General features: G+C 42.3%; 15 protein-coding genes and 1 pseudogene. 13 read left to right on the top strand and 3 right to left on the bottom strand.

The genetic code is table 11. The features are described 5' to 3' along the window. Positions 1 to 10: 10 nt before the first annotated feature. The 6 genes from QMG11_RS15235 to QMG11_RS15210 all read left to right on the top strand — a co-directional run bounded on the left by QMG11_RS15235 (position 11) and on the right by QMG11_RS15210 (position 5100). Positions 11 to 1321, top strand: a complete 1311-nt coding sequence (locus QMG11_RS15235) for a triphosphoribosyl-dephospho-CoA synthase (RefSeq protein WP_281837147.1) — start codon at positions 11 to 13, stop codon at positions 1319 to 1321. Beyond that, complete coding sequence (gene citC, locus QMG11_RS15230; protein ID WP_281837145.1) at positions 1314 to 2342, top strand: [citrate (pro-3S)-lyase] ligase; 1029 nt, start codon at positions 1314 to 1316, stop codon at positions 2340 to 2342. Before QMG11_RS15235 ends, citC begins: the two co-directional genes overlap by 8 nt. Positions 2343 to 2354: 12 nt before the next feature. After that, positions 2355 to 2612, top strand: a complete 258-nt coding sequence (citD, locus tag QMG11_RS15225) for a citrate lyase acyl carrier protein (protein ID WP_281837144.1) — start codon at positions 2355 to 2357, stop codon at positions 2610 to 2612. Between the two features lie 265 nt (positions 2613 to 2877). Next, positions 2878 to 3846 carry a biotin synthase BioB gene (gene bioB, locus QMG11_RS15220; protein WP_281837142.1) on the top strand — a complete coding sequence of 323 codons (969 nt, stop codon included), beginning with the start codon at positions 2878 to 2880 and terminating at the stop codon, positions 3844 to 3846. Positions 3847 to 3860: 14 nt separating this feature from the next. Continuing rightward, complete coding sequence (gene bioC, locus QMG11_RS15215; protein ID WP_281837141.1) at positions 3861 to 4640, top strand: malonyl-ACP O-methyltransferase BioC; 780 nt, start codon at positions 3861 to 3863, stop codon at positions 4638 to 4640. Between the two features lie 118 nt (positions 4641 to 4758). Then, positions 4759 to 5100, top strand: a complete 342-nt coding sequence (locus QMG11_RS15210) for a hypothetical protein (protein ID WP_281837140.1) — start codon at positions 4759 to 4761, stop codon at positions 5098 to 5100. A gap of 51 nt (positions 5101 to 5151) precedes the next feature. Here QMG11_RS15210 and der read toward each other — a convergent pair whose 3' ends face one another. Together der and QMG11_RS15200 are read right to left on the bottom strand one after the other, a co-directional pair. Beyond that, on the bottom strand, positions 5152 to 6465 hold the full coding sequence (der, locus tag QMG11_RS15205; RefSeq protein WP_281837138.1) for a ribosome biogenesis GTPase Der: 1314 nt from the start codon (positions 6463 to 6465) through the stop codon (positions 5152 to 5154). A 177-nt stretch (positions 6466 to 6642) separates the two neighbouring features. Further along, positions 6643 to 8334, bottom strand: a pseudogene (locus QMG11_RS15200) (YgiQ family radical SAM protein); the annotation flags it as partial. Between the two features lie 324 nt (positions 8335 to 8658). On the opposite strand from QMG11_RS15200, the gene QMG11_RS15195 reads away from it, so the two are divergent. From QMG11_RS15195 to QMG11_RS15165, 7 genes are all read left to right on the top strand, one after another. Then, positions 8659 to 10155 carry a YjjI family glycine radical enzyme gene (locus QMG11_RS15195; protein ID WP_281837136.1) on the top strand — a complete coding sequence of 499 codons (1497 nt, stop codon included), beginning with the start codon at positions 8659 to 8661 and terminating at the stop codon, positions 10153 to 10155. 70 nt (positions 10156 to 10225) lie between these two features. Continuing rightward, positions 10226 to 11062 (top strand): YjjW family glycine radical enzyme activase, encoded by an 837-nt coding sequence (locus tag QMG11_RS15190; RefSeq protein ID WP_281837135.1) that lies wholly within the window; start codon positions 10226 to 10228, stop codon positions 11060 to 11062. 120 nt (positions 11063 to 11182) lie between these two features. Next, positions 11183 to 11635, top strand: a complete 453-nt coding sequence (locus QMG11_RS15185) for a nucleotidyltransferase family protein (RefSeq protein WP_281837133.1) — start codon at positions 11183 to 11185, stop codon at positions 11633 to 11635. Continuing rightward, positions 11636 to 12292 carry an endonuclease III gene (nth, locus tag QMG11_RS15180; protein WP_281837131.1) on the top strand — a complete coding sequence of 219 codons (657 nt, stop codon included), beginning with the start codon at positions 11636 to 11638 and terminating at the stop codon, positions 12290 to 12292. 285 nt (positions 12293 to 12577) lie between these two features. After that, positions 12578 to 13747, top strand: coding sequence for a cysteine desulfurase NifS (nifS, locus tag QMG11_RS15175; protein WP_281837130.1), 1170 nt, complete (start codon positions 12578 to 12580; stop codon positions 13745 to 13747). Between the two features lie 13 nt (positions 13748 to 13760). After that, a complete protein-coding gene (gene nifU, locus QMG11_RS15170; RefSeq protein WP_281837129.1) occupies positions 13761 to 14129 on the top strand; it encodes a Fe-S cluster assembly scaffold protein NifU in 369 nt (122 codons plus the stop codon). A 168-nt stretch (positions 14130 to 14297) separates the two neighbouring features. Next, positions 14298 to 15428, top strand: coding sequence for a D-alanyl-D-alanine carboxypeptidase family protein (locus QMG11_RS15165; protein ID WP_281837128.1), 1131 nt, complete (start codon positions 14298 to 14300; stop codon positions 15426 to 15428). Between the two features lie 14 nt (positions 15429 to 15442). Here QMG11_RS15165 and QMG11_RS15160 read toward each other — a convergent pair whose 3' ends face one another. Beyond that, on the bottom strand, positions 15443 to 15829 hold the full coding sequence (locus QMG11_RS15160) for a hypothetical protein (RefSeq protein ID WP_281837127.1): 387 nt from the start codon (positions 15827 to 15829) through the stop codon (positions 15443 to 15445). Between the last annotated feature and the right edge of the window lie 473 nt (positions 15830 to 16302).

Here is a 16302-nt window from a genome sequence, read left to right as displayed (position 1 = left end):
GGTTAATAAGATGGATATAAGAGAGAAGATACTTTTAGACAGAGAAAATAGAGTGAACCTGGTAAGGGAGAGATTAAGCAGTAACAACTTAATTCTCACCCTTAAGGTGAATATTGTAGGTAACGACAAAAATATAGATGGAACAAAAGCTATCCTGGATTACTTCTATAAGAAAATAGAGGAAACCTTTGATATTAATTCCACTGAATTCATCGATTCCTTTGATGGTAACTACTATATAATAGAGCTTCCAAGGCTTGATTATGTAGAGACTAAGAGGAAGTTAATAGGGCTGGAGGAAACAACTCTGGGAAGGCTCGTTGATATAGACCTCTTTTCAGATATGAAAAAGTCAGTATCAAGAATCGATCTGGGGCTGGAACCGAGAAGATGCATTGTATGCGGCAGGTTATACAATACATGTCTCAGGGAGAGGGCCCACACCCTGGAGGAGGTCCTTATTAAAACCAAGGAGTTAATAAGAGAGGGACTGGTTGAGGTTCTTTTAAAGTTTACCACGGACTCTATTGTTGAGGAAGTATCTGCTCATCCCAAATTTGGTCTGGTAACCAAGGAGTGTAGCGGAAGCCATAGAGATATGGATTACGACACATTTATAAGGAGTAAGGAAGCCCTCACCGAAAGTATGGAAAGATACCTGTATACGGGCTTTGAAATAGATGAAGATACCCTTCCCCGTCTCAGAGGGATAGGTTTAGAAGCAGAAAAAGAGATGTTTAAGAGTACAGGGGGGGTAAATACCCACAAGGGGGCAGTTTTCCTCTTGGGGTTCCTGCTTCCCTCCCTTACAAATGTCCTCTACTATGACAAGGAGATAGATTCCATATGCCATATAGTAGGGGAGCTAGGAAAGTCTATCCTAAAAGACTTTGAAGGTTTGGAGGGGAAGGAAGACCTGACCTATGGTGAGAGAATCTACTTAGATCACGGAATTACAGGAGTAAGAGGGGTTGTTTTTGAAGGATTCAAGGTACTCACCGATAATATCCATGAGATAGTTGAAAGTAGTGAGCTGGAAGGTAATGAAAATGTTCTCAGGCTACTACTACTTTTTATGAGGGAGATAGATGACACCACACTACTTCACAGACATCCTGTGGAGATACTGAGGGAAGTAAAGGAAGTATCTCACGAGTGTTATAGGGACAATAAACTGGACTACGATAAAATCAATGAAATAACTGAAGTTTTTATTAAGAGAAGGATATCTCCCGGCGGATCGGCGGATATGGTGATATTAGCGCTAATATTACAAAAAGTAATTAAAAATTTTGGGAAGGAATGGATTTTAAATGTATAGTAGGGAAGAGATTGTAACTAACAGCAGGATCAGTGAGTATAAGGAGTTTCTAAAGAAGCATGAGCTTACCTATGAGGAAACAGACTATACCATAGGGCTCTATGACGGTGATAAGTTGATAGGATGCTGCTCCCTGACCGAAAACTGTATAAAGCTCTTGGCTATAGATGAGCTATATCAGGGGCAGGGACTCACCAATACGCTGGTAGGGGAGATGCTCAAAAGGGTCTATATGAGTGGAAGGATGAATGTCTTTATCTTTACCAAACCAGAGAAGGAGTTTGAGTTCAATAAGCTGGGGTTTTACACCATAGTAAAAACAGAGGATGTACTGTTCTTAGAGAAGAGATCCGACGGGATAGGTTCCTACCTGAAAAACCTTGAAAAGGAAAGATCGGAGAAGGGGAGGGTGGCTTCCATAGTAATGAACTTAAACCCCTTTACCCTGGGACACAGGTCTCTAATTGAAAAAGCATCCAGGGAAAATGATCATGTACACGTGTTTATTGTGAAGGAAGACAGGAGTGTATTTCCCTATGATGTAAGGCTGGAGCTACTGAGAAGGGGAACCGCTGAATTTGAGAATGTCACTGTCCATGAGGGCAGTGAATATATCGTTTCCAGTACCACCTTTCCGACCTACTTTATAAAGAGTAAGGATGATATACCTGAAATATATGCAAGGGTGGATGCCTTAGTATTTGCCAAATATATAGCCAAGACCTTAAATATAAGCAGAAGGTATGTAGGGACGGAACCCCTGTCAAAAACAACTAATATGTACAACAAGGTTTTAAAGGAAGCTCTGGGAGAAGAGAGCATTGAAGTTATAGAGGTAGAGAGAAGCCAAGCAGAGGGAAGGGTAATAAGTGCCTCCTATGTAAGAAGGTATATAAGGGAGGGAAGGCTGGAGGAAGCCTTTAAACTATTACCTGAAACAACTATTGAATTCCTGAGATCGGATAGAGGGAAGGAAATCATAAAAAAAATTGAGAAGATGTCGGTAAGCCAAAGACACTAAGAGGGAGGAACCATGAAAATTACTAAAACTGCTGTAGTTGGAAATGTAGAATCAAATGATTTAATGATAATCGTAAGTCCAGGAGAGGGACTCACATTAAATATTGAATCTTCAGTATATGAGCAATTTGGATCAAGTATAGAGGCTATCATCAGAGAGGAGTTAGCAAAGGCAGAGATAAGGGATGCTCATATCCAGGTGGAAGATAAGGGAGCATTTGACTTTACTATAAGGGCCAGATTGAAGACAGCAATAAGAAGAGCTCAATAATGAAATTCAAAGACTGCCATTATTTGGTAGTTTTTTTTTATAGAAGTATGAGACTATAGTTTAGTGGTTGAGAATTTTAAAGTGATAGGATATAGTCCAGTGATATATATTGCAGAAAAAGAAACTATCAATTACTTATATGCTAACTATAAAAGAGGGGAAGCTGTTAAAGGACTGGCTGAAATATTAGAGGGAATTAAGTAGAAAAATTATTTCTATTAATGTGCTATAATTAGAGTAGCTTTTAAACCTTATGGAGGAGATTATGAATTTAAGAGAACTCATAGATAGAGAGATAACAAGGGAAGAGGCATTGGAATTAACAAAGCTAAAGGGATCAAAGCTTATGGAACTCATGGCAGTAGCCAATGAGGTAAGGGAGAAGTATTGCGGAAATACTATCCATACATGTACCATATCAAATGCCAAGTCTGGACAATGTGAGGAGGACTGCAAGTTTTGTGCTCAGTCGGCCCACTATAAGACAAGTTTAACTACCTATGATCTAAAGGGGGAGCAGGTACTTTTAGATGAATATAATAGAGCTGAGGAGCTGGGAAGCTCTAAGTTTGGGGTAGTAACAAGCGGAAGAAGTATAAAAAAGGGAAGCAAAGAATTTGAAAATATAAAGAAGTTTATAGAAAGAGCCAAGGAGACAGACAACAAGGTAAGTCTTTGCTGTTCCATAGGCCTTCTAAATGAAGAGGAGCTGGCAGAGTTAAAGGAAGCGGGAGTGACAAGGTTTCACAGCAACCTGCAGACATCTGTGGAGTCATACAATGAGATAGTGGCAACTACCCATAATATAGAGGGAAGGATAGCTACCATTAAGGCAGCTAAAAATGTAGGAATGGCAGTGTGCAGCGGAGGTATCATCGGTATGGGTGAGTCGTGGGAGGACAGGATCTCCATGGCATTTACCCTAAAGGACCTGGATGTAGACGGTGTACCGGTAAATATTCTAAATCCTATTCCAGGAACTCCCCACGGAGAGAGGGAGCATCTGGCAATGGATGAGATACTGAAGACCATAGCTATCTATAGAATCATATTTAAGGACAAGGTAATAAAGATAGGAGCCGGAAGAGAGGGGATCCTCAAGGACTTCATGGGAAGTGCCTTTATGTGCGGTGCCAATGGAATGTTAGTTGGAGGATACCTCACAGTAAAGGGAAGAAGTGAGGCTGAGGACTTTGCATTTATGGAAAATGTAAGAAGAATGTGGGAAAATTAGAAGGGAGAGCCAGCATGATAGATAAGGATAGAGTTAGCCGTAACTTTTCCAAGGGAGCAAGTACCTATGATAAGGCGGCAATAATTCAAAAACATATGGCAGATAAGATGGAGATATTCGTGGACGGATCCAAGGAGAGCTACAGAATCCTTGAGGTAGGATGCGGAACAGGGATATTTTCTGAGAAGCTGCTCAAGAGATTTCCCAACTCCAGGGTAGACCTACTGGATATATCTCCCAGCATGCTGGAGAAAGCAAGGGAAAAACTGGGAGAGGATGAGAGGATAAGCTATGTCCTAAGTGACATAGAGCAGCACGTCATCGAGGGTAAGTATGATATTATCTTTTCCAACGCAACCTTTCAGTGGATAGAGAACCAGGAAAATCTATTTAAACACCTTCATTCACTGCTGGATTTTGGAGGAAAGATAGTTTTTTCTACCTTTGGAAAGAGAACCTACTGTGAGCTGAGGGAAAGTTTTGAGATGATGGAGGGAAGCTTTTGTTTCTCTCAGGACTTTATATCTACCGGTGCCTTAAAGGAGATAGTGGAGGACAGCTTCCTTCTGCTGGCATCGGATGAGGAGTATATGGTGGAGAGTTATCCAAGTGTACTTGATTTTCTGAAGATGATAAAGAGTATAGGGGCAAATAGTGCAACGGGAACTGGACAGATCCTTACAAAGGGAAGCCTCAGGGAGCTGGAGGATATCTATATGAGAAGGTATGGGGATGGGACAAAGATAGATGTCACCAACCACCTGATATATATGGTTCTTGAAAAGAGACATTAAAGGAGGGGAAACCCTTCTTTTTTTATTGAGGATCTTATCTTTTCAGGTGAATGAAAGGTGTTCGGAACTCCATTCTCTAAAAATTACGAATGTCTGGTTATTGACAAGAGGGGAAAACTTGGCTATCTTTGTAGTAAGGGTATTTAATCTTGGGTATCAGGAGGAGATAATATTGGGAAGAAGAAGGTTTAATCAGGCTGATTTAGCAACATTCGAACAAAACTCTGAGGAACAGATTAAAAGGGCAAGAGGATTTAACATGAGTTATAAGTTTTCTCACGTTGTCAGGGCAGTGTCCGAGATTACCGAAGATGGGATGGCAGTGGTATGTGGCAAGGCGCCAGCAGGGAACTATACTCAGGCTGAGGAGATCTATGAGAGGTTTTTATTGTCCCACCCCGATTCAAATATACAGATACTGGATACAGATGGAAATGTAGTGAAGGAGCTCATTTCCTAAGAAGTTAAGGATAGATAAAAAAAACCACCCTGGTTTCAGGGTGGTTTTTAATTATCTATTTTTAGTCTGAGTCATGATATCTATAGGACAACCTTCGAATCCAAATGATTCTCTAAGTCTGTTCTCAAGGTATCTCAGGTATGAGAAGTGTACCAGCTCTGGGTAGTTACAGAATACTACGAACTTAGGCGGTGCAGATGATACCTGTGTAGCGTAGTTGATCTTAACAAGTCTACCCTTTCTTGTAGGTGGTGCATTCATGATAGTCGCTTCCTTGATCACTCCGTTAAGAAGACCAGTGGAAATTCTCTTAGTGTACTCACCATATACAAGGTCAGCGTGCTCAAGAAGTCTCAGAGTTCTCTGTCCTGTAAGAGCTGAAACAAATTCGATTGGAGCATAGCTAAGGAATGGAAGCTCCTCATAAAGCTCATCTGTCATGTGCTTCATAGTCATAGTTTCCTTCTCAACAGCATCCCACTTGTTTACAACAACTATAATAGGCTTTCTCTCTTCGTAGGCAATACCAGCAATCCTCTTGTCCTGCTCGGTAATTCCCTCCTGACCATCTAGCATAAGAAGACATACATCTGCTCTCTTGATAGTCTTAATAGCTCTAAGTACAGAGTAGTACTCAAGGCTCTCCTCTACCTTGGACTTTCTTCTGATACCAGCAGTATCGATAAGAATATATTTATTGTCATCAAACTCGATGGAAGTATCGATGGCATCTCTTGTAGTTCCTGCCATGGAACTTACGATAGCTCTCTCCTCACCAGAAAGTCTGTTAACTAGAGAGGACTTTCCAGCATTTGGTCTACCGATGATAGCAAGCTTCAGTCCCTCCTCTTCCTCTTGAAGTTCCAGCTTGTTGATGTTTTCTGTGATAACATCCAGCATATCTCCAAGGTTGGATTTGTGCTCTGCAGAGATTGGCATCAGGTGCTCGAACCCCAATGACCAGAAGTCATAGAGATCGTCCTGCTGAGCCAGGAAATCATCTACCTTGTTTACACAAAGGATAACCGGCTTATTCTTCTTTCTGAGGATGTAAGCTACCTCCTCATCTAGAGCTGTAACTCCAGCTTTGGCATCCACTATGAACATAATAACATCAGCTTCGTTCATGGCAACCTCAGCCTGCTGTTTTATCTTTGACATCATAAAGTCGTTGTTTCTAGGCTCAAGTCCTCCAGTATCAACTAGTACGAACTCTGTACCACACCACTCTGTTTCTCTATATAATCTGTCTCTTGTAACACCCGGCTGGTCATCAACGATAGCTACTCTATCTCCAACAAGCTTGTTAAATAGAGTAGATTTACCTACATTAGGTCTTCCAACTATAGCAACTATTGGTTTCAATGTTAAACCTCCTTATTTTTTCTTAGATCTATTTTTATTATTTGTACTTAGTTTAGCGTTTTTACTGTGTTTAGTGTTTTTACCGCTCTTTCTTTTGGAATTATTTCCATCCCTGCTTTCAGAGCTTTTCTTGGAGCTTCCATTTGACCTTCCCAGGAAAGTTCTACCAAATCCTCTCTCCTCCTTGGCAGTAAGCTTATTCTTCTGCTTTTCCTTCCGGCTGATATCCTTTTCTACGAAGAGCTTCTTCCCTGTGAAGGGATCCCTTTCAGTGTAGTACATCAATGTGGAGTAGGTGGATGGAGTAGGGGTAAAGATCTGTACCTGCTCGGGGTTCAGTCTCAGCTCCTGACTGGCAAACTTCTTGAGGTCTGCCATCTCCTTGTCACCGCACCCCGGATGGGCTGCAATGAGGTAGTAGGTAAGGAACTGCTTCTTACCCATCCTTTCATTTATATCATAAAACTTATCCTTAAATGACTTCAGTACACCCTTTCCCTGTTTACCCATAAGACTAAGGATCTTGTCCTCTGTGTGCTCGGGAGCTACCTTCATCTGACCAGAGATATGGCTTTTGATGAGCTCCTCCAGGTAGAGGTTACCACACTTATTATCACTCATGATAAGGTCATATCTGATACCAGAAGCGATGAAGATCTTCTTTACACCCTCCAGCTTATTAAGTCTCTTAAGGAGGGAGATCTGCTTGCTGTGGTTTGGCCTTATTGCACTGCAGGTTTGTGGGTACATACACCTTCTGTCCTTGCAGGCTCCGGCCTTTAGCTTCTTAGGGCACTCGATGCCATACATATTGGCAGTGGGACCTCCCACATCTGAGATATATCCCTTAAACTTGTCTCCAGTTGTGATAAGCTCAGCCTCCCTAACTATGGAGTCCTCGCTTCTCTGACTGATGGTTCTTCCCTGGTGGACAGCTATGGCACAGAAGTTACACTCACCGTAACACCCCCTGTGAGTTGTTATGGAGTTACGGATTGTTTCCATGGCCTTAACGGGCCCCTGCTTGAGATAGTAGGGGTGTACTTCCCTCTCAAAGTCCATTCCGTAGATCTCATCCATCTCCTCCTGGGTAGGAGTGAGACTAGGGGGATTCTGTATAAGGTAACGGGTATCCTGCTGCTGTACCAGTCCCTTAGCTGTAACTGGATCACAGTTGATATAGAACTTTTCAAAGGCCTCTACAAACTTATCCTTGCTCTCTACACACTCTGTGTAGGAGGGAAGAAGCTCGTAACCCTTTCTGGGCTTCTTGGCTATATAGGAGATACCTCTGATGTTTCTCCACTCCTCCTCTCTCTTCATGGCAAGGGCAAGCTCCAACATGGATCTCTCTCCCATTCCATAGGAGAGGATGTCAGCCTTGGCATCGAAGAGCACCGACTTCCTCAGTTTATTGGACCAGAAATCATAGTGAACAGTTCTTCTAAGGCTAGCCTCGATACCACCTATAACTATGGGCTTCTTCTCATCCTTGAAGTTCCTCTTGATGAGGTTGGTATAGGCTATGACAGCCCTGTCGGGTCTCCTGTTGTTTTCCCCTCCAGGTGTGAAATCATCTGACCTTCTTCTTCTTTTGGTAGCAGTATAGTTTGCCACCATGGAATCCACACATCCTGCTGAGACTCCCCAGAAGAGTTCCGGAGAACCAAGACGTGTAATATCCTCACTGGAATCTATATCAGGCTGAGCTATGATTCCTACCCTGAAACCATGTTTAACGAGCCACTTCCCTATAACAGCACTGCCGTTGTAGGATGAGTCTATATAGGTATCCCCTGAGACAAGGATGATATCCAGAGCATCCCATCCCAGTTTATTTACTTCTTCTATTGTAGTTGGTAGGAACATAAATCACCTCAAAATCATAAAACTGCTGCATTACCTGTAAAAATCAAAAATAGCCCAGGGCTTCAGGTATTAGCCCATAACATCTATTGCACTATTATAAAGTAAACTACCAACTTAGGTAGTTTAGCTGAGTTTAAAAATACCACATATTATAGCATAAAATTAAAAAAAAATACACCATTAGATAAGGAGTAGAGGGGAGAGATTAAAGTTCTTTATAAAAAGAGTAAAAAATATCCCCGAGAGGGGTCCTTTTTCTTCTAAAAAAAAGCCTGAGATGGTATAATAAACACATTAAAAAAGAGAATTTTTAGGGGTGATTTGATGGAACAGGCTCTGAATATAGTAAGGGACAGGGGACTTACCCAGGAGCAGAAGATAGCGGGGCTGGCAAGACTGGCTGAAAGTACTATCGATATACTTAAGATAGATGAGGAAACACAGAGGTACAGGGATATGGGGATTATGTGTGACCTCTTTGAGGGGAATGCTCCCTACAGACCGAGATATATCGTACCAGACTATGAGTTATTTATGCAGAAGGGATGTGAGTTTTTAGGGCTTACTCCTGCAACTAATATATGGGAGGCAACCAACAATCTGCTGATTCTGTATAAGCATGTACCGTCTATAACGACGATGCCTGTTTATCTGGGGAATCTGGATTATCTGCTGGAGCCCTATGTGGAGGATGAGGAGGAGGCACGTCTTGCAATAAGGTTGTTTTTAAAGCATATAGATGCAACGATAACGGATTCCTTCTGCCACGCCAATATAGGACCCCTTGAAACTAAAGCAGGTCTTATAATCTTAGAGGTGATGAAGGAGCTGCAGCTTCCTACACCAAACCTGACACTGAAGTATGATGAAACTACCAGCCAAAAGCTGGCTATCCAGAGTATAGATACAGCTCTTACTACAGCTAAGCCAAGCTTTGCCAATAACAGGATGTTTACAGAGGATTTCGGAGGAGAGTATGGAATCGTCAGCTGTTACAATGGCCTTAAGGTAGGGGGAGGAGCAAATACCCTTGTAAGGATGAGACTTGGAAGGCTGGCTCAGGATACCGACAGTGTAGAGGAGTTTATGGAGACGGCTCTTCCACACCTGGTGGAGAAAACCCTGGGATATATAGATGAGAGAAGCAGATTTATAATAGAGGAGAGCGGCTTTTATGAGACCCACTTCCTGGTGAGGGAGGGATTCCTTAAAAAGGAGCAGTTTACGGGACTTCTGGGAATAGTAGGCCTGGCTGAGTGTACCAATACCCTTATGAAGACAGAGGGGAGAGACCTGAGATTTGGAAGGAACAGGGAAGCTGATGAGCTGGCAATGGAGATCGTAAAGGCAATATCCTCCATGATAGAGAACCACAGGTCGGAGTATGCAGGAGCCTACTTCGACAACAAGCACTTATTCCACTCCCAGGTAGGTATAGAGACGGATAAAAATGAAAGCCCAGGGTGCAGAATTCCAGTGGGAGAGGAACCTGAGATGTTTGAGCATGTGGTTCAGTCGGCACCATTTCACAAGTACTTCCCAAGTGGTATAGGGGATATCTTTGTGTTTGACAGGACCTATGAGAACAACAAGGAATCTATCCTGGATATAATAAGGGGAGCCTTTGGAGCAGGGATGAGGTTCTACTCCCTCTACGGAAGCGACTGCGACGTGGTAAGGGTAACTGGCTACCTGGTAAAGAGATCTGAGATAGAGAAGCTTGAAAGGGGAGAAGCGGTCCTCAGAGACACCACTGTTCTGGGAAAGGGAGCAGCGGACCACAGCGGAGCTCTTTCCAGAAGGCTGAGACAAGAAAAATAGAGGTAGAGGGGCAGACCTGGTCTGCTCCTTTTTGCAGGGACAATAAAAGATTTACAGAGTAGGTGCAGAGATGATATTAGTAAATAAGATAATAAAGTTTTCCAGTGTAGACGGCCCAGGAAACAGGATGGCAATCTTCCTCCAGGGATGCAACTACAACTGTGACTACTGCCACAACCCTGAAACCATAGGTGTGTGCAGCTCATGCAAGAAGTGTGTAGTAGGCTGTCCCACAGGAGCCCTGAAAAAAGAGGGGAAGAAGGTAGTGTGGGATTCCAAGGGCTGTATAGAGTGTGATAAGTGTATAAAGACCTGTCCCAAGGACGCAAGTCCCATGGTGAGAAGGTATACCCTTGAGGAACTCCTAGGTGAGATAAAGAGGGTGGCACCCTTCCTCAGGGGGATTACCATCAGCGGAGGAGAGTCTACCCTTCAGTATAAGGAGCTGACGGAGCTCTTTAAAAGGGTAAAGGAGGAGACCGAGCTGGACTGCTACATAGATACCAACGGATCCCTTCCCCTATGGGAGGAGAGGTATAGGGAGTTTGTAGAGGTTACCGATGCCTTTATGGTAGATGTAAAGGCCTGGGATAAGAGGGAGCACAAGAAGCTCACGGGCCAGGGAAATATAAATGTGAAGGAAAACCTGAAGTTTCTCCTGGATTGTGGAAAGCTCTTTGAGGTAAGGACTGTGGTTGTACCTGAAAAGCTCGATAACACCCAGACTGTGGAGGAGGTTTCCAAGGTCATAGGGGGAAGGGGAGTAAGGTATAAGATAATAAAGTACAGAAGGATAGGGGTGAGGGAGGGAAAACTCACAGGAGTAGATTCCCCTTCCGATGAGTATCTGGAGGAGCTGAAGGGAAGGGCTCTGGCTCTGGGAGTAGAGGATGTAATAGTTATATAGATGCTAGCAGCAGGGCCTGAAGTTTATGAAGGGAGATCTAAAGGGGCACTAGCTGCTGGATTGACTTTAAGCTAGATTAAGCTGGGGATAAAATAGAGAAATTTTGGAAGGTAGGGGAAGATGGAGGAGCGTTTTTCATATGAATTTGCCGCGGGAGAGTATAGAAGGCTGGAGGAATACCTCTCTGAGAGGGGGTACAGGTGTGAACCTAGCGGAAGCCTCAGAAGGAGAAGGAAAGATGTAGGGGATATAGACTTTCTTGTACTGGGAGAGAAGAGAGAGGTACTGGAAGTGGTAGGAAGCTACCCCGAGGTAGAGAGAAGGATAAATAAGTATGAGTTTCAGCTGAGGAGCGGGGTATGTATCCACGCCATTCCCGAGATAGAGAGGAGATACAACTTTACCCTGTGGCAGTCCACGGGTCCCAAGAAGCACGTCAAGTGGGTAAAGGAGATCTACAGGGAGAGGGAGATGGAGCTCAGAAGAGAGAATATAGAGGAGAGGAAGATCTATACCGAGATAGGTCTGGAGTATATAGAGCCTGAGGAGAGGTATAGGTATCAAGGAGAATAGATGACCAAGAAGCAAAAAACCAAAAAGATAATAAAGATAATGAATGATAAGTTCGGGAACCCGGAGTGTGCCCTGAACTTTACAACACCCTTTGAGCTGCTGGTAGCTGTAATACTGTCGGCTCAATGTACGGACAAGAGGGTAAATATAGTCACCGAGGAGATGTATAAGCATGTAAATACTCCAGAGGCCTTTGCAGCTATGCCTGTGGAGGAGATAGAGAGACACATAAAGAGTACAGGCTTCTACAGAAATAAGGCCAAGAATATCAAGGCAGCCAGTATGGAGATAGTGGAAAAGTATAATGGCGAGGTACCCCAGGGGATGGATGAACTCACAGCCCTTGCAGGGGTAGGTAGAAAGACTGCTAATGTAGTGAGGGGAGAGGTGTGGAGACTTGCATCGGGGATTACAGTGGATACCCATGTAAAGAGACTCACCAACCTCATAGGCCTTGTAAAGGGAGATAACCCCATAATAATAGAGAGGGAGCTCATGGAGATAGTCCCCCAGGATCACTGGATAGACTTCTCCCACTACCTGATACTTCAGGGGAGGGATGTGTGTGTGGCAAGAAGACCTAGATGTACAGAATGTGAATTAAATGAACTCTGTAACTACGGAAGAAAAATAATGAGAAACTTATCAAAAAAGTAAGAAAATAAAGTGAGGAGTTCTATTATTTTGAAACTTAAAACAAATGTGTGTCCAAACATTTCTAGAGCAGTTAAACACTATTCTAGAGAAAACCCAGGTTTCAAAAAGTATAAAATCACTAGTGTTATTTAAGCCCTTAAAACCATTAAACTCCTTAAAAAACAAGGGTTATACCTTGAATGAGTATGGTAACTGTGTTATACTAAGAGCAGGAAAAAACAATTCTTGACAGCGATCATAAAGAATGCTATATTCATATTAACTAATGTTCAGGAGAGGATGGAAATGAAGGTATATTTAGACAACAATGCTACAACTAAAGTAGATGAAAAAGTCCTAGAGGCTATGTTACCTTATTTTGGGGAAGTTTATGGAAATCCATCAAGTATGCACGGCTTTGGTCAAGAGTCAAATAAGGCGATGGAAGAAGCTAGAAAAACTATAGCAGATATACTGGGAGTAGAGGCAAGTGAGTTAGTATTTACAGCTTCTGGAACAGAGTCTGATAATATGGCTATTCGTGGAGTGGCAAGAGCTTATAAAAGAAGAGGAAACCACATAATTACAAGTTGCATCGAGCATCCTGCAGTGAGAAATACCTGTAAAGACCTTGAGAAGGAGGGGTATGAAGTTACCTACCTTTCAGTGGATGAGAATGGTCTGGTAGATCTAGAGGAGCTAAAGGCTGCAATAAAAAGAGAAACTATACTTATAACTGTAATGCATGCCAACAATGAGATTGGTACTATACAGCCTATAGAGGAGATCGCTAAGATCGCCAATGAGAAGAAGATTGTATTCCATACAGATGCAGTACAGTCTGCTGGTAAACTAAAGCTTAAACCAAAGGAGATGGGAATAGACCTTCTTACTATTTCCGGGCACAAGTTTTACGGGCCTAAGGGAATGGGACTCCTTTATATAAAGCAGGGAACAAGACTTGGAAAGGTAATCACAGGTGGTGGACAGGAGAGAAAGAGAAGACCTGGAACATCTGATGTACCTGGTATTGTAGGAATGGCAACAGCCCTGAAGGCTGCTGTAGCTCACCAGGAGGAGGAGTGCAAGAGGCTATCTGAACTGAGAGACTACTTTGAGGAGGAGCTTCTGAAGAAGGTCCCTGAGATAGTTATAAATGCCAAGGGAGCACCAAGACTACCTGGAACTTCAAGTGTGACATTTAAGTATCTAGAAGGGGAGTCTATACTTCTTTCCCTTAACTATAAAGGAATTGCAGTGAGCTCGGGATCAGCATGTTCTTCAGATGAACTTCAGGCATCCCATGTACTGCTGGGAATCGGTATACCGGTAGAGTTTGCCCACGGAACGATCAGATTTAGCCTTGGTAAATACAACACCAAGGAAGAGATCGACTATGTACTGGCAGAGTTACCGCCAATTATTGAAAGATTAAGAATGATATCACCTCTTTGGGGAGAATTCGTTAATAAATAAGGAGTGAAGGCAGATGCAATATTCAGAAAAAGTAATGGATCACTTTATGAATCCAAGAAACTCAGGTGTAATTGAAAATCCAGATGGATACGGAAAGGTAGGAAGTCCTTCATGTGGAGACGTAATGGAGATATTCTTAAAGATAGAGGACGATATCATCAAGGATGTAAAGTTTAGAACTTTTGGCTGTGCATCAGCAATTGCAACTTCTTCTATCTCTACTGAGATGATACTAGAGAAAAATGTAAGTGAAGCGCTAGAGCTTACTAACAAAGCAGTGGCAGAGGCATTAGACGGTCTTCCGCCAGTAAAGATGCACTGTTCAGTACTAGCTGAGGAAGCTATCAAGGCAGCTATCGAAGACTACATGAGCAAAAAATAATTAATTTAAGAAAGAGAGGGAAACCTCTCTTTTTATATTTGATGGGGAAAATGGAAGGAAGAGCTGGAATAATGATCGCATTAAATTGAAAATGTCAATTTAAACCTTCAAGAAACGGTGAAAAAAGGTTAAAATATAGGGTATAAATACTGGAAAACAGGAGATGGAATGTTGAAGAAAAGAATTTTAATGATACTGATGCTTCTTATGTCTTTAAAGGGGATGGCAGAGGAAGATTATACTTCTCTCCTCTTGGGAGATGATAAGGGACATATATATTATTCAGAGAATATAGATGAGAGGCACCCTCTGGCCTCGGTAACTAAGATGGTGAACCTGATGGTGGTCTACGACAAGGTCCATGCAGGAGAGATAAAGCTCACGGATATGGTTCCCATAAGTGAGAAAGCCAGAAACCTGGGAGGAAGCAGGATCTGGATGGGAAGAGGATCGAGGATATCTGTGGAGGAACTCATCAAGGCCACAGCTATATATTCAGCCAACAATGCAGCCTATGCCCTTGCAGAGTATGTAAGTGGTGGAGATGTGGATAACTTCATAGAGCTTATGAATGAAAAGGCCAGGGAGGCAGGAGCCGGTGACGAGGTTATCTTCTATACTCCCATGGGACTGCCGCCTCATATGACTGGTACAGGAATGGATGAGGGGAGTGCAAGGGGGATATACCTTCTGTCCTTGGAAGCTCTTAAGTATCCAGACTACATAAAGATCGCCTCTACCAAGGAAACAGTTATCCAGGGAAGCCAGAGAATCCGGAACAGGAATAAGCTCCTTTCTGTGGAGAAGGGGATATATGGTATAAAGACGGGGCACCACAGCACAGCGGGATATAATATAAGTATAGCAAGTAAAAGAAATGATATAAATGCCATAACTGTAGTTTTCGGATCACCAACGGAATACAGGAGAAATAAGGTGGCCGAGGAAACTATAGATCTCTTCTATAAGGAGTTTCAGGTAAGGAAGGTAGTGGATTCCCATGCTGCCCTTGGAAGGATCAGGGTAGAGAGGGGAGAGGAGGAGTATCTTCCTATCTATCCAGAGAAGGATATCATGAAGTTTACAAGCAATAAGTGGGATGTAAAGATAGAGACCGACTATAATAAGAGGATTGTAGCTCCTGTAGCAAAGGGAGAGAAACTAGGAAGTTACAGAGTCCTTGTAGATGGAAAAGCTATAGGAAGGGGCTTCATCTATGCCAAGGAAGATATAGCCAAGGAAGATGCATTAGAGGAAGTTCTGAAAGATATATTTGAAGATAAAAAAGCTGAGATTTAAAATCTCAGCTTTTTTTATAGGGTTTTATTTTTCCTTTTTAGGGTGTGGATGGTGACGTGGAGCTGATTGACCTCGTGCTCTAGAGTACTTAATATCCAAAAGAAGAAGTGGTTGGCCTTCTGCTGCTCGTAGATCATCCATACCATCTTTACAGAAACAAGGAGGATAGCTATCTCCAGGGAAAGGGTGGCATCGATATGTTTCAGGATGGCCCCTAGGATAAAGAAGCCTAAAACAACAACCAAAAAGGTTACGTTGAAGAGCATCTCCTTCTTTGCCTGCTTTTCAACTAACTTTCTAAGTTTTTGTTTCTTCTCATAGAAGTCTTCCAGTTCCTTTTTTAATTCCTCATCGGTTATATTTTCAAAGTTCTTCTTTAAATTTATAGAAAATCCGTCCAAAATCTATTCCTCCTTAGAATAAAAAGATCCTTATTATACCTAAATATAGTACAAGGTAACAGGGGAAGGGGGTAATTAAATATTTCTAAAATAATTAAAAAAAAGTTAATATTTCCAGGGGATTTTAGGAGGTAAAGGTGCAGATACTGGGTTTAGCTGGAATTAAGATTAAGGGAAGGTGAAGAAAAAAATAAAAAACTTAAAAAAAGTGTTGACGGAAGACTGTAATAGTGATATTATACTTCTTGTCCGCGAGGGAGACCGAAGGACGAAAAATGAAACTCAGAATAACTGAAAGTTATCTGAGTACTACAAAACATCCTCAGCAATGTCGGTGTTTTGCAGCAAGGACATTAGCAATTAAATAGAGAAGATAAGTCAGAAAGACGAAATGATTTTTTAATCAATTCGCAACCAATAATTAGGTGTATAATCACGAAAGTGATTTAAAATATATTTGAATGAAGAGTTTG

It is taken from the genome of Propionigenium maris DSM 9537, assembly GCF_027925155.1.
Taxonomy (GTDB): domain Bacteria; phylum Fusobacteriota; class Fusobacteriia; order Fusobacteriales; family Fusobacteriaceae; genus Propionigenium; species Propionigenium maris.
The sequence above is the reverse complement of the archived record's forward strand: the minus strand, read 5'-3'. Positions and strand labels throughout refer to the sequence as shown.

Bases quoted from the DNA above. Each gene is read 5' to 3' on its own strand.
- nth (WP_281837131.1), top strand. From the start codon at position 11,636: ATGACCAAGAAGCAAAAAACCAAAAAGATAATAAAGATAATGAATGAT.
- bioB (WP_281837142.1), top strand. From the start codon at position 2,878: ATGAATTTAAGAGAACTCATAGATAGAGAGATAACAAGGGAAGAGGCA.
- QMG11_RS15190 (WP_281837135.1), top strand. From the start codon at position 10,226: ATGATATTAGTAAATAAGATAATAAAGTTTTCCAGTGTAGACGGCCCA.
- citD (WP_281837144.1), top strand. From the start codon at position 2,355: ATGAAAATTACTAAAACTGCTGTAGTTGGAAATGTAGAATCAAATGAT.
- QMG11_RS15185 (WP_281837133.1), top strand. From the start codon at position 11,183: ATGGAGGAGCGTTTTTCATATGAATTTGCCGCGGGAGAGTATAGAAGG.
- QMG11_RS15195 (WP_281837136.1), top strand. From the start codon at position 8,659: ATGGAACAGGCTCTGAATATAGTAAGGGACAGGGGACTTACCCAGGAG.
- bioC (WP_281837141.1), top strand. From the start codon at position 3,861: ATGATAGATAAGGATAGAGTTAGCCGTAACTTTTCCAAGGGAGCAAGT.
- QMG11_RS15165 (WP_281837128.1), top strand. From the start codon at position 14,298: ATGTTGAAGAAAAGAATTTTAATGATACTGATGCTTCTTATGTCTTTA.
- citC (WP_281837145.1), top strand. From the start codon at position 1,314: ATGTATAGTAGGGAAGAGATTGTAACTAACAGCAGGATCAGTGAGTAT.
- nifU (WP_281837129.1), top strand. From the start codon at position 13,761: ATGCAATATTCAGAAAAAGTAATGGATCACTTTATGAATCCAAGAAAC.
- QMG11_RS15235 (WP_281837147.1), top strand. From the start codon at position 11: ATGGATATAAGAGAGAAGATACTTTTAGACAGAGAAAATAGAGTGAAC.
- nifS (WP_281837130.1), top strand. From the start codon at position 12,578: ATGAAGGTATATTTAGACAACAATGCTACAACTAAAGTAGATGAAAAA.